This window comes from Pseudoalteromonas sp. AOP31-A2-14, assembly GCF_052378035.1.
GTDB lineage: Bacteria > Pseudomonadota > Gammaproteobacteria > Enterobacterales > Alteromonadaceae > Pseudoalteromonas.
The window spans coordinates 420,681-434,486 of record NZ_JBQSXI010000002.1 but is presented as its reverse complement, the minus strand read 5'-3'; the positions used below and the strand labels follow the sequence as shown (position 1 = coordinate 434,486).

General features: G+C 38.6%; 13 protein-coding genes and 1 pseudogene. 6 read left to right on the top strand and 8 right to left on the bottom strand.

The features are described from left to right. Positions 1 to 14 precede the first annotated feature (14 nt). From ACT3S9_RS17765 to ACT3S9_RS17745, 5 genes are all read left to right on the top strand, one after another. Positions 15 to 1,277, top strand: coding sequence for a class I SAM-dependent methyltransferase (locus tag ACT3S9_RS17765; protein WP_441836367.1), 1,263 nt, complete (start codon positions 15 to 17; stop codon positions 1,275 to 1,277). Next, entirely contained in the window at positions 1,255 to 1,761 is a 507-nt protein-coding gene (locus tag ACT3S9_RS17760; protein WP_441836372.1) for a DUF2878 domain-containing protein, read from the top strand. Before ACT3S9_RS17765 ends, ACT3S9_RS17760 begins: the two co-directional genes overlap by 23 nt. 49 nt (positions 1,762 to 1,810) lie before the next feature. Further along, entirely contained in the window at positions 1,811 to 2,302 is a 492-nt protein-coding gene (locus ACT3S9_RS17755) for a chalcone isomerase family protein (RefSeq protein WP_441836368.1), read from the top strand. A 65-nt stretch (positions 2,303 to 2,367) separates the two neighbouring features. Continuing rightward, entirely contained in the window at positions 2,368 to 2,901 is a 534-nt protein-coding gene (locus tag ACT3S9_RS17750; RefSeq protein ID WP_441836369.1) for a DUF3833 domain-containing protein, read from the top strand. A 202-nt stretch (positions 2,902 to 3,103) separates the two neighbouring features. Beyond that, positions 3,104 to 3,379, top strand: coding sequence for an HU family DNA-binding protein (locus tag ACT3S9_RS17745; RefSeq protein ID WP_058559313.1), 276 nt, complete (start codon positions 3,104 to 3,106; stop codon positions 3,377 to 3,379). A gap of 69 nt (positions 3,380 to 3,448) precedes the next feature. Here the strand turns inward: ACT3S9_RS17745 and ilvN are convergent, their stop codons facing one another. The 8 genes and pseudogenes from ilvN to ACT3S9_RS17705 all read right to left on the bottom strand — a co-directional run bounded on the left by ilvN (position 3,449) and on the right by ACT3S9_RS17705 (position 11,556). Beyond that, the gene (ilvN, locus tag ACT3S9_RS17740) at positions 3,449 to 3,946 is read right to left on the bottom strand and encodes an acetolactate synthase small subunit (protein ID WP_441836370.1); all 498 of its coding nucleotides are present in this window, start codon (positions 3,944 to 3,946) and stop codon (positions 3,449 to 3,451) included. After that, complete coding sequence (locus ACT3S9_RS17735) at positions 3,946 to 5,670, bottom strand: acetolactate synthase 3 large subunit (RefSeq protein ID WP_441836371.1); 1,725 nt, start codon at positions 5,668 to 5,670, stop codon at positions 3,946 to 3,948. Before ACT3S9_RS17735 ends, ilvN begins: the two co-directional genes overlap by 1 nt. Before the next feature lie 784 nt (positions 5,671 to 6,454). Further along, positions 6,455 to 7,462, bottom strand: coding sequence for an isocitrate dehydrogenase (locus ACT3S9_RS17730; RefSeq protein ID WP_441835886.1), 1,008 nt, complete (start codon positions 7,460 to 7,462; stop codon positions 6,455 to 6,457). A 455-nt stretch (positions 7,463 to 7,917) separates the two neighbouring features. Further along, positions 7,918 to 8,301 (bottom strand): DUF3192 domain-containing protein, encoded by a 384-nt coding sequence (locus tag ACT3S9_RS17725; RefSeq protein ID WP_441835885.1) that lies wholly within the window; start codon positions 8,299 to 8,301, stop codon positions 7,918 to 7,920. 69 nt (positions 8,302 to 8,370) lie between these two features. Continuing rightward, positions 8,371 to 9,144, bottom strand: coding sequence for a flap endonuclease Xni (gene xni / locus ACT3S9_RS17720; RefSeq protein WP_441835884.1), 774 nt, complete (start codon positions 9,142 to 9,144; stop codon positions 8,371 to 8,373). A gap of 8 nt (positions 9,145 to 9,152) precedes the next feature. Then, positions 9,153 to 10,496: a nucleotide 5'-monophosphate nucleosidase PpnN gene (gene ppnN, locus ACT3S9_RS17715; RefSeq protein ID WP_441835883.1), complete on the bottom strand. Its 1,344-nt coding sequence runs from the start codon at positions 10,494 to 10,496 to the stop codon at positions 9,153 to 9,155. A 54-nt stretch (positions 10,497 to 10,550) separates the two neighbouring features. After that, positions 10,551 to 11,033, bottom strand: a pseudogene (locus tag ACT3S9_RS17710) (GGDEF domain-containing protein). A 310-nt stretch (positions 11,034 to 11,343) separates the two neighbouring features. Then, on the bottom strand, positions 11,344 to 11,556 hold the full coding sequence (locus ACT3S9_RS17705) for a hypothetical protein (protein WP_441835882.1): 213 nt from the start codon (positions 11,554 to 11,556) through the stop codon (positions 11,344 to 11,346). A gap of 130 nt (positions 11,557 to 11,686) precedes the next feature. Here ACT3S9_RS17705 and ACT3S9_RS17700 point away from each other — a divergent pair, with 130 nt between their 5' ends. Continuing rightward, a complete protein-coding gene (locus tag ACT3S9_RS17700; RefSeq protein WP_441835881.1) occupies positions 11,687 to 13,468 on the top strand; it encodes a M61 family metallopeptidase in 1,782 nt (593 codons plus the stop codon). The last annotated feature ends 338 nt before the right edge of the window (positions 13,469 to 13,806 follow it).

Sequence of the window (13,806 nt, the reverse complement as noted above, 5' to 3'; positions counted from 1 at the left end):
TTTTAGGTGATGTAATGGAAAAAGTGTCCAATTTAACAGGTGAACAACCAAATAGTTGGTTTATAAAAATATATAAAAAGCTAGTTTTTGGCGCCTTTAATAGCTTGAAAACAGGTCATGTTTGTTTAGCTGAAGGAAATGAGGAACACCTCTTTGGAGATCGTAGTAGTAAGTTATCTGTCAAATTAACGGTAAATAACCCTGCAATGTATAAATCGTTTGCGCTTAGCGGCAGTGTTGGCGCTGGAGAGTCTTACTTTTTAGGTTATTGGGACTGCGATAAGCTAACCGAACTGATTGAAATATTTGCAATTAACCAAACTGAGCTTGATGCTTTTGAGAAAAAGTTCGCTTTTTTTAGCAACCTTTACTTTCGTTTTAACCATTTAAAAAATAGTAATTCTGAGTCGGGCTCAAAGAAAAATATCGTCGCGCATTATGATTTAGGAAACGATCTTTACTCATCATTTTTAAGCGATGAAATGCTTTATTCTAGTGCTGTTTACCCATCAAAAGAAGCGACTCTTGAACAAGCTCAAAGCCATAAGCTTGACTTAATTTGCCAACAGGTTGACTTAAAGCCTGGCGAGAGCGTTATAGAAATTGGTACTGGCTGGGGGGCATTCGCTATTCATGCGGCAACTCATTATGGCTGTCATGTAACCACGACCACTATTTCCGATGAGCAATACGACTATGTTGCGAGCAAAATAGCGACTCTTGGTTTGTCTGATAAAATTACTTTGCTTAAACAAGACTACCGTTTGCTTACGGGACGCTTTGACAAGTTAGTTTCAATTGAAATGATTGAAGCTGTAGGGCATGAGTTCTTACCGGGCTTTTTCAAAAAGTGTAATGACTTATTGCACCAACATGGCGCGATGCTTATTCAAGCTATTACCATTAGTGATCAACGCTATAAACACTATCTAAAGAATTCTGATTTTATCCAACAGTATATTTTTCCTGGAGGGTGTTTACCTTGTATTGACGAAATGAATAAGCAAGTTAAAGAGCAGTCAGATATGGTGGTGCACAGCATTAAAGATATTGGCGTGCATTATGCGCGTACGCTTGCTGATTGGCGCACTCGGTTTATAGCCAACTGGCCTGAGATTGATAAAGTAAAATTTGATCAGCAATTTTATCGCTTATGGTTATTTTACCTAGCTTACTGTGAGGGCGCGTTTAGAACGCGTGTAACAAGTACAGTACATATGGTTGCGCGTAAGCCGCGCTTTAGCCATTGTGGTGATGATATTGCACTCGCTTATTAATTTTATTTTATTTCAAGCAGTGTGGTTTATAGCCTTGCTGTTTGAGCGGGATTCATTGCTACCTAATCTACTTTTAATCGTGCTAATGATTTACTTGTCAAAGCAAAAAAAGCAAGACGGTTTGCTCGTTGTGATTGGTTTAACAATAGCGCTCAGCTTTGAGTATGTGATGGTGCAATTAGGTTTACTAACTTTTAAAGTTGCGCCATTTCCACTTTGGTTGGCTTTACTTTGGTGTGGATTGCTACTTTGTTTAAATACTTCGATGCAATTTTTGAATCGTTTGCCTTGGTATTTTTCAATTTTATTGTGTGCGATGTTTGCACCGGCAAGTTATTTGGCGGCGGCACGTTTTGAGGTGCTCATTGTTCCATTACCTGCTTGGCAGTTTTGGCTTATTTATGGGTTAGCGTGGTCTGTGATGTTCAATGGTATTATGCAGCTTAACCATAAAATTTCTGCTTACTTGACGCGCACTATCTAGAGCTAGCTGCTTATCGGCATTTAATTAACTTAATCTAAAGGATAGTGCCATGAAATACGTAATAACCTCCTGTTTAGTAGCCTTAGCCTTATTGTGCTCTAGCAACTCTTTTGCTGCTGATTTTAAAGCGGTTGGCGAAGCTCGATTGGAATATTTGTTTTGGGATGTTTATGACGCCAAACTTGCCACACCGACTGGACAATATAAGTTTGGCGACCACCCAGCAAAGCTCACCTTAACGTATCTGCGCGACTTTACCGCGAAAGACATTATCAAAGCCACTAACGAGCAATGGCTTCATTTAGGAAAAGATACAATTGTTGGTAAATATGACAGCCAGCTTAAGCAGTTTTGGCCCGACATAAAAAAAGGCCAATCTTTGGCGTTTATAACGGACGACAGCGGCAAGGGCACTTTTTACTTTAACGATGAGAAACTAGGTCAAGTTGATGGGGAGGGCTTTGCTGATGACTTTTTAGCTATTTGGCTTTCAAGTGGTACATCAGAGCCAACAATGAGAAAGCAGTTAATTGGTCAATAATTGTAGGGCAATAGTTAACTTTAGCCGCTCATGTCACAACTTCTTCGCAATAATAGGAAATTAATATGAAATACTTCACTATGTTACTCTCTGTCAGTTTGTTGTTACTGCTGACAAGCTGCACAGCACCAAAAGTTGAGCATTATGAAGGCAGCGAACCTGTATTTAATTTTAAACAGTTCTTTAACGGCAAACTCAAAGCGTACGGGGTTGTGCAAGATTATAAAGGTGAATTAACCCGTAAGCTTGTTGTTGAGCTAAGCGCGAGCTGGCAAGGCAATACAGGGACTATAGAAGAAGACTTTACTTATGATGATGGTGAAACACAGCGAAGAGTTTGGGAGATCACCTTAAATGAAGATAATACCTTAACGGGGACAGCTGGTGATGTAATAGGAACTGCTAAAGGTTCAAGCAATGGCAGTGTATTTCAGTGGGGGTACACGGTCGAATTACCTTACGATGGCGATACTATTGAAGCGCGTTTTGATGATTGGATGTACTTGGTAACACAATCACGCTTGATAAACCGCACGTCAACTGTTAAGTTTGGCGTCGAGGTCGGGGAAGTGACCTTAGTTATCGAGAAGCTTGAATAATTGTTTACCGCTATATAACTTGAAATCACCGCGATTGTTCAGGTAAGTTTAAGTTTATGACGGTATTTTACTGAAAATTATTTATAATTTACTCATTTTTTAAGAATTTACGCAAAAATTGCAATTTGCTGTTGCCAATACTTAAAAAATGCATAAAGATAGGTTTTGCGAAGGCAAAATAATAACGAATAGGAATTTACAAATGAATAAAGCTCAATTAGTTGAAAAAATCGCGACGGATGCAGAAATCTCTAAAGCAGCAGCAACCCGCGCTCTTGATGCATTCACAGGCGCAGTAACTACCTCTTTAAAAGAAGGTAATTCAGTCGCGTTAGTTGGTTTTGGTACTTTCTCAGTTAAAGAACGTGCTGCACGTACTGGCCGTAACCCACAAACTGGTGCAGAAATTCAAATCTCAGCAGCAACTATCCCAAGCTTTAAAGCGGGTAAAGGTCTTAAAGACCAAGTTAATCCTTAATAAGTTTTTACTTATTAATAAAAAAGGGCTTGTTAGCCCTTTTTTTGTGTTTGGTGAACAGGGGAGATTTTAAGCTTTGAGTGCTTTATCACCACGGCCAATGCCTACAGCACCTGAACGCACGACTTCCACAATATCGCTTTCATGGCGCAGAGTATCTAAAAACGATTCTATTTTTTCAGTGCTAGAGACAAGCTGCAGCGAGTAGGTGTTACGACCCATATCAAGTATCGCGCCCTGGAAAACATCAACCACACGAGTAACCGCAGCACGGGTAGCTTCATCTTGGGCAAATACTTTAACTAACAGTAATTCGCGCTCGATATGACTCACTTCAGTTAAGTCGATAATTTTTAGCACATCGACTAGTTTATTCACTTGTTTGGTTATTTGTTCAACGATACGGTCATCACCCATGGTGGTGATGGTAATACGCGACAATGATTTATCGTCAGTAGTGCCAACGGTTAAACTGTCGATATTATAAGAACGCTGTGAAAATAAACCCACTATGCGTGATAAAGAACCCGGTTCATTTTCAAGTAAAATAGATAATATACGTCGCATTATGCTTTCACTCCTTTACGTAACCACATCTCATCAATGCCGCCAAGCTTAATTTGCATTGGATAAACATGTTCTTTTTCATCAACACAAATATCTAAAAATACTAATCGGTCGTTTATTGTCATGGCTTTATCAATCGCTGGCTGTAACTCATCTAGGGTATTAACGCGTATACCAACATGACCGTAGCTTTGTGCCAGCTTAACAAAGTCAGGTAATGATTCCATATAAGAAGATGAATGACGGCCGCTGTACATCATATCTTGCCACTGGCGCACCATCCCTAGTGAGCGGTTATTAAGTGAAACTACTTTGACTGCCAAGTTATACTGTAGGCAGGTTGATAACTCTTGAATATTCATCTGAATAGAGCCATCACCGGTTACACAAATAGATTCTTTAGCAGGAAAGGCTAATTTGACCCCCATTGCGGCGGGTAACCCAAAACCCATGGTGCCAAGACCACCAGAATTTATCCATTGGCGTGGGTTTTTAAACGGGTAATACTGCGCCGCAAACATCTGATGTTGGCCTACATCAGAACTGATATAAGCATCACCATCGGTGGCTTTATAAATAGCTTCGATTACTGCCTGAGGTTTGATCTTATCGCCTTCGCTGCTATAGCTTAAGCACTTTTGTTCACGCCAGCTGATAATTTGACGCCACCAATCTTCTTGTGCGCTACGATCAATGTTAATTGGACTTTTATCAATTGCAGTTTGTAATTGCTCAAGCACGGTGGCTAAGCAGCCAACGACAGGAATATGCGCTTTAATAGTTTTTGAAATTGACGTTGGGTCAACATCAACGTGTACAATCGTGGCATTAGGGCAGAATTTTTCAACATTATTGGTAACACGATCATCAAATCGCGCCCCTAAAGCAAGTATTACATCGGCATTCGCCATGGACTTGTTAGCCTCTAAACTGCCGTGCATGCCAAGCATACCGATAAAGTTAGGATGTACTCCTGAAATACCGCCTAAGCCCATTAGGGTATTAGTAATTGGCGCATTAAGTGACTCTACTAAATGGGTAAGCTGCTCAGATGTATTTGAAATAATAATCCCGCCACCTGAGTAAATAACTAATTTTTTCGCTTCTAAAATAGCTGTTACCGCTTTACGAATCTGCTTTGGGTGGCCTTTGGTGTTCGGGTTGTAGGTTCTTAGCTCTGTTGTCGCTGGAAATTCAAAGTCAAATTTTAGCGCAGGGTTTAGCATGTCTTTTGGTAGTTCAACTACAACCGGACCAGGACGACCTGTGCTTGCGATATAAAAAGCTTTAGCCATAATGCTGGGAATATCTTTCGCGCTGCGACAATTAAAGCTGTGTTTTACTATTGGCCGTGAGCAACCAACAATATCGGTTTCTTGGAATGCGTCATCACCAATTAAGCTCGTCGGGACTTGGCCTGATAGCACCACCATCGGGATTGAGTCCATATAGGCTGTAGCAATACCCGTTACGCAGTTGGTCGCACCAGGGCCTGAAGTGGCAAGTACTACCCCAACGTTACCGGTTGCACGGGCATACCCATCGGCCATGTGAGTGGCAGCTTGTTCGTGGCGTACTAAAATATGTTCAACATCGTTTTGTTGAAAAAGTGCGTCATATAAATCAAGGACCGAGCCACCGGGGTAGCCGAATATATATTTAACCTGTAGTTCTTTAAGGGCGCGAACTACTAGTTCGGAGCCGTTATATTGTTGTTTAGTCATCCTCATTCCTCTGCGTGCCACGTAGTACATTTTTAATGCATAAAAAAACCCCCGATATTGGCGGGGGTTTTTTTAAAAGCTAAATCTCACCTTTCAATAACTCCCCGTTAGTCTTATCACTAAGACCACTACGAGTACATTGACTAGGTAAGTTGAGTGTTTCATATGTGCTTTTATTCTCAAAAATTGAATTAATATTAGAAATTGCCACAGTAAAACATGCAGCAATAAATAATTTATTTTATAACTGTATTTTTAAGGGTTTTACTAACTAATGTCAACCGTTCTGAGTTTTAATTTGCATTAAAATTCTATAAAAATAGTTTTATGTTATAACTTTTAATAGATAAGTGATGTATAAGCGCGTTAATTAAAGAAATTATGTCTATTTCACAAATTAATATTGAGTATACTCATGGTGATTCTTAGCTGCTTTTGAATGCATCATGAAGAAGATGATTAAACGGTTGGAATGAATTCTGAAATCAGAGATTACTGAGCCATTAACAATTAGTGAGATTAAGTTTGCTTGCTTTGATGAAAGCAGGAGCAGGTAAATATAGTTATGTGTGGGGTTGTGGTAATGTTGAAATATCTAATCTCATAGGTAGTTATGATCCGGTGAGTACTTATATTTCATGGCTATTTTTTAGGTTAAACTAGTTTATAAACGTTGCTAATTAAGGTTGTAGTTTTTAACATAAAAACCAGTTTAGTGAACTGGTTTTTATTTATTATATACACAAAAACATTCATAGTTTAAGTGGCTTAGGGATTGATATTTCTATAAACGATCGATAACGGCTTGAGTAAAGTCAGTTGTGCCGTGGCTGCCGCCTAAGTCTCGTGTTGTGCGGTCGCCTGATTTAATAACATCGGCAACAGCGCTACGAATACGCTCAGCAGTTTCGCCCATTTCTAAATGCTCTAGCATTTGAATTGACGCTAAAATAACAGAGGTTGGATTTGCAAGGTTTTTACCTGCAATATCAGGAGCACTACCGTGAACTGCTTCAAAAATAGCTGCATCCTCACCAATGTTAGCGCCTGGCGCCATACCTAAACCACCAACAAGACCAGCACATAAGTCAGATAAAATGTCACCAAATAAGTTTGTAGTAACAATGACATCAAACTCATCAGGAGTCATGACTAGCTTCATACAAGTTGCATCAACAATCATTTCTGTTGATTCAATTTCTGGGTAACGTTCAGCAACTTCACGAGCTACTTTTAAGAATAAACCAGAAGTTGACTTTAAGATGTTGGCTTTATGGACAGCTGTTACCTTCTTGCGCCCTTCACGAACAGCAAGTTCGTAGGCGAAAGTAATAATTTTCTCAGCGCCTTCGCGTGTGATCATCGACATTGCTTGTGCTTCGTTGCCATCTTCAGAAACAACCTGACCAAGACCAGAATACATACCTTGGGTATTCTCACGGACAGTAATGATGTCAATATCATCGTAACGCGCTTTAGTACCAACGAAAGATTTTACCGGACGAACGTTAGCGTATAAACCGAACTGTTTACGTAAAGTAACGTTAATTGAAGTAAAGCCTTCACCAACAGGGGTCGTTAATGGGCCTTTTAAAGCAATTTTATTGCGAGCAATAGTATCAATAGTGGCTTGTGGTAATAACTCACCCGTTTTTTCAAGAGCAGCAAGGCCTGCATCCACGAATTCGTAGTCAAAATTGCAGCCTGCAGCTTTAAGAATTTCAAGTGCGGAGTCGATAATACTTGGGCCAATGCCGTCGCCTTTGAGCACTGTGATGGTTTGTGTAGCCATTAACTTTTCCTATAACGAGTTGGATAGATAAGCACGTAAATATCACATATTGCACTATGTGAACGCTTGTTAGGGCTTTACGTGAATTGAGCCTGAAAATTCAAGCGGCTTTTATAGCAATTTATTCATCATTTTTCCAGTAAAAACCACGATAGTTGCGTTATTTGTCGCTAAATTATTCAACTTGGTAACCTTTATATAGTTTTAGATTATAAACGTATTTATAAGCTAATTATATAAGACCATGTGTTTATACCAAGCCAGAACTGAGCTGACTAGTATATAAACTAACTGCTGTTTTTGCTTAAATTCAGAGTTGATAAGCGCTTGTGCATACGAACTATCAAGGAGTAATATTCCACTAAATATAAAGAGTTTTATTTTCAACTAAGCTGTTGGTTTATTTTTAGTTTGTTACTTTTGTGGTGTAACGTCATCCATCGATACACTAAACCTTAAGGTTGCTTGTTAAAGGCATCATAGGCACTTGGGCCCCATAAAATGAGTTCCCCGTCTTTGAACAATAAGCCCGTACATTCATCAATAGTAGTAATACCGTCTGATTTAACATGTTGTGTACGATAAAAGATAATCTGCAAAGCGCTGTCTTTGTTTCTTTTAGCATAGGTTAAATCTGGACTGCCTAAATAGTCGAGCACTGAGTCTAACTCGACAGGCTGTTCAATGGATAACTTTGCGATGTAACGTTTATTAAAAGCTTCTCTGTCTTGCCATATCATCGCTTGTGGATCGTCTTTATAAAAAGTGATCACTAATATGGCGATAAGTGCATAAACACCTAAGCCTAAAACAATATAACGAAAAACCTTTTTAAACATCTTACACTCACAAAATATAACTTAAAACTAGTATACGCCACATGAAAATTCAGGGCTACTAGAATACGATTAACTCAGTCGTAATTGCTTTAGACTGAAACCTAGCTTTATATCAGTTCGTAACGTAACAAGATGTTTTGATACTATGTAGTTATCCATGCCGATAGATAGCTTATCTTTTACGCTTTGCGTTAAGTTTTCATCATTAAGCGCATGCGTTATATCTACATAATTATTAATTATTTGTTGAGCAGTTTTGTTACCAATACCTTTTACACCGGGTATATCGTTGGTTTTATCACCGGCAAGTGCCCAAAAATCGATTAAGCGATGCTGCTCTACAGCAAACTTGCTGTTGATATCTCGGCTATCAAGATAGCATCTTTTAAAGTAATCGTAGACCGATATATATTCATTTAAACTCGGTAAAAACCCTTTATCTGTTGACACAATAATGCTCTTTACCTGGTTCTTTGCAGCTTTGTGAGCAAGAGTCGCAATGACGTCATCGGCTTCATCGTGTGCTGGCGCAAATACGGTGATCCCCATTTCTTCAATTGCGCTTTTAAATACAGTTAAGTTATCTTTTAAAAGATCAGGCATGGGAGCACGGGAGCTTTTGTACTCACTATAAAAGTGATGACGCCAGCTTTTATCGCCATCAAAAACTGCAACGCCATGACTTGCTTGGCTAACATTTATTAGTTTCCTACATGCTTGAGCCACACGTTCACTACATTGAGCAAGCATTGCTTGGTCACTGGGGTGATTTTGGTTACTATCAACTGCATAGATACGCCGAATTAAATTCAGCGCATCTATTAAAAGTAAAGTGGTAGTCACAATAACCCTTAAGCTTTTATCTCATAACAAGGAATATATTTACTTCCCGGTAATTTCATACGCCCTTGCTCTACAAAGGCGCGTAATAGTTTATCCATATTTTGCATTAAATCAGGTTCACCACTTAATACAAAGCGACCGTGTTCTTTAATAGCTTGAATGCCTTCATCTTTTACATTACCTGCCACAATGCCAGAAAATGCTCGACGTAAATGAGCCGCCAACTGTTGTTTTGGTTGATCAAGGTGCAAGTCTAAGCTTGCCATGTTTTCATGAGTTGGTGCGAATGGTTGCTGAAAATCGTTATCAATTTTAAGAGTCCAATTGAAATAATAAGCATCGCCTTGGCTTTTACGATAATCGCGCACATTGTTCATTGCTGATTTTAATTTAATGCCCACTAAAGCCGGATCATCAATAATAACTTCAAACTTTGCCAATGCTTCTTTACCAAGGGTAAGCTCAACAAATTTACACAGCTCAATAAAGTAATCTTCGCTTTCTTTAGGTCCTGTAAGAATAACAGGTAGGCACTGCTTTTGATTATCTGGGTGTAATAAAATTCCTAATAAATATAGAAGTTCTTCAGCTGTTCCTGCGCCACCTGGAAAAATTATAATAGCATGGGCTGTACGGATAAAGGCTTCAAGGCGCTTTTCAATATCGGGTAAAATAACCAACTCATTTACTATGGGGTTCGGTGGCTCAGCGGCAATAATACTTGGTTCAGTTAACCCTAAGTAGCGGTTGTTTGTATTACGTTGCTTTGCATGGCCGATGGTGGCGCCTTTCATTGGGCCTTTCATTGCACCAGGGCCACACCCAGTACATATATTTAAACCACGTAGACCTAGCTCGTAGCCGACTTGCTTAGTGTATTTGTATTCAACCTCATTGATAGAATGCCCACCCCAGCAGACGATCATAGTCGGCTCGCTATGGACTTTAAGAGAGCCGGCATTTCTAAGCATATCAAAAACCATGTGGGTAATGGCTTTTTGCTCGGTGAGATCTTTTTCATATTTTTGGCAAATAAATAAAATATCACGAATAACTGAAAATATATGTTCGTGAATACCAGTAATTATTTCGCCATCAACAAAGGCGGTTGCTGGTGGGTTGGCAAGCTCTATTTTAATACCGCGTTCACGGCTAACTACACGAATATCAAAGTCTTCATATTTGTTATAGATTTCAAGGCTAGAATCTGTATGACTGCCAACATTAAGAACTGCTAAAACGCAGTTTCTAAATAGCTTATAGCGTTCGCTGGTAGAAGATTGTTCTAATAAATCAACTTCTAATTGTGATAGTAAATCAAGTACGCCTGTTGGGTTTAACTGTATTAACATAAGCATTCTCCTTGCTTAAAGCAGTAGGGGGAAGGTGCATTTTTGAGTAACTTATCAATTAAAGCAAAGGCAATCACGTCCTATTTTCTTTGCTGTATAAAGCGCGTCATCAGCACGGTCAAAAGCCTGTAGCGGCGTGTCGCCTTTTTTAAATTGTGTTGCATTAAGCGAAACAGTAATTTGCACTTGGGTATCTTTAAATTTAAAAGGAGTATTTTTAATCCCCTTACAAAGTTTTTCAAGTGTGATGCTGGCGCTATCTAGTATTATACCTGGCATCAGTAAAACAAATTATTCGCCGCCATAACGAGCAATAAAGTTAGATTGACAAACCGCGTGTTGTAATACTTTGGCAATCACTTGCAAAGTTTTATAACCCGCGCTGTGACTATATTTATCGTTAATCAACTTAAAGTGATCAACATTAATTACGAGCAGCTTAACATCTGATTCTTGTACATTAAACAAATGAAACTCATGGTGAAAGCGTCCATTAAATGCTGCGCAATTGGGCTGTTTAGGTAATCCATCTAGCATATTTTTAAAGCGTTGTTCGTTTAAGCTTTCGACCCGCTGGCTAATGTCGTCAAAGGTTCTTATTAGTGCTTGTCTATCTTATTGCGCTAAGCGTTGTTTTTCAATTAAATCTTGATTTAACGGTTTTAGTTCGTTATCAACTAAACCTTTTAATGATGAAATTGTGGTCGCGCTATGAGTTGGTGCAGTCAGCTTTTATATTTTTATTTTCTATGCGTTTATTAGGTTTATCAAATTCCTGGCCTGTTGATTCGTAATGCTTATTAGTGGCAATTATAGAATTATTTAACTCTTAGATAGTTTGATTTAATTAACCTAAAAGGCTTTGAGCTGATTGACGTTCTATACATAGATTTTTAGTAATGATTCGAATAATCTCAACAGCAAAACCAAGCAAAGCATTAATTGGGTCATTTTCTGTATTATTATTCCTAACTACTTTTATTTCATCTGAGGCTTTATCTTTTAAAGTAAGCTCAATTGCCAGATTAAGTTGCTCATTAGCGATACCCGCAAAGTTCAAAACTTACTATTTAGTTGGGTTTTTTATTCATTGAGCTGATGTGTTCTGCTATTTATCGCTTTTAATTCACATTCAATACCATCATTGTTAGTCTTTAATTAATCATTTTTAAATAATAAAAAGCGTGTTTATGAAAAAGTTATTAGCCCTGTCGGTATTGGCTGCCTTCTCTTCGAGTGTATTTGCTGATGTAAATTATTCATTATCAGTGTCACAGCCAGAGCACCACCTAGGCGATGTAAATGTTGAATTTCCTGAAACTGCGCAAGCTCATCTTGATGTAAAATTACCTGCTTGGCGAACAGGTCGTTACGAAATGTTAAACTTAGCAAATGGTGTGCGTTATTTTGCGGCCAAAGATGAAGACGGCAAAGCTTTAAAATGGGAAAAAATAGACGCCAGTACGTGGCGTATTCATTTAGATGAGCCGACCGAAGTGAGCGTTGATTATCAAGTTTATGCTAACGAACTAGGTAAGAGAGCTCGCCATATTGATGACAGTCACGCCTTTATTGACGCTTCTGGATTTTTTATGTTTAGTGAGTCTTTTAGACAAGAACCAGTGACAGTTAATTTAGACGTACCTAAAGAATGGCGCTCTGTATCAGGTATGGATAATGCCGCTTCAAAGCACAGTTTTAAAGCCGCAGATTACGATATTCTAGTCGATTCCCCTATTGAAACGGGAATAAACGAACTTCATAAGTTTACGGTTGACGGTCGAGAGTATGAGTTGGTTATTTGGGGGGATGGAAACTATGATGTAGAAAAAGTCCTAACTGACCTTAAAAAGCTAGTCACTACCGGTAATGTAATTTGGGATGATTATCCATATGAGCGTTATGTCTTTATGGTACATGCAACGTCAGGAGCAGGTGGGGCAACGGAGCATATAAACTCGACCATTATACAACGGCCAAGAGATCGTTTTGGATCGCGTGAAGACCATTTAGCCTTTATCAGCACCGCTGCCCATGAATTTATTCATACTTGGAATGTAAAAGCATATCGTCCAAAAGGTTTAACACCTTATGATTACACGCATATGAATTACTCAAAATTACTGTGGATTGCTGAAGGCTCAACTAGCTATTTTGAAGATCACCTTATGGTGCGCTCAGGGATTGAAACTACAGATGAGTTTTTTAAAGTATTAAGCAAAACCATCAACCGTCACTTACAAACCCCTGGCCGTGAAGTACAAAGCGCTACTGCAACCAGCTTCGATAAGTGGATAGGTCAAGGCGGCGACCATGCACGAAATTACAGTACTAATATTTACTCTGAAGGCTCATTGATTTCAATGGCTTTGGATATAAACCTATTATCACAAAGTAATGGTCAGCAAAGTTATCGTGACGTACATCGTGCACTTTATAATACGCATAAACTACCTAAAGGCTTTACTGCTGAAAATGTAAAAAGCATCCTAAATGATTTAACAGGGCGTGATTATAGCGATTGGTGGGCAAGCAATGTTGATGCACCAGCCAATATCGATTTTGATCTATTACTTAATAAAGTTGGGTTAGTTTTTGAACGCCCAAGTGATGCTAAATATAAAGCCAGTATTGATGCGACTGCAAAAAATAGTGGTGGATTATTAACACTTTCTTATGTTCGTCGTGGCGGTGCAGCATGGCAAGCAGGCTTAACAAGTGAAGATAAAGTTATCGCATTTAATAAAAAGCATGTAGGTAAAGATCTAACTGCAAGCCTTGAAACTTTTAAAGCAGGTGATGAGGTTACTGTTGACTTTATACGCCGAGATGCACTTCAACAAACTACGCTAACGCTTTCTGAAGATTTTGATAAGCCTAAAAAAGTAGTGGCAAATAAAGCTGCAACAGAGCAGCAAATGGCGTTATTTAAAGCGTGGATGGGTGTTGAGCATCCAAATTTAACTAAATAGAATTTAACCTGATTTAAAAGGAGCTTCGCCTCCTTTTTTATTAAGTGGTTGTGCACACAAAGTATTATCCTCTCACTTAAGTAACACCTCATCTTTTGCTGCTATTTTTAAACAACAACGACATATATTAAGTTACTGAGTATTTATTAATGCTTTGATTAGCGACCTTGGTTACTAAAAAGCCGATATTAAATGTCAGTATGAAGCCGTTATGGGATTAAAATACCATTTATATTTTACTATTAGATGACGAGAACATTTTTTTACAATTTAACAGCATAGTTAAATCGAATAGACAATACGCTTGTGTTAACTTCATTATTATTAAAGGATAAAAG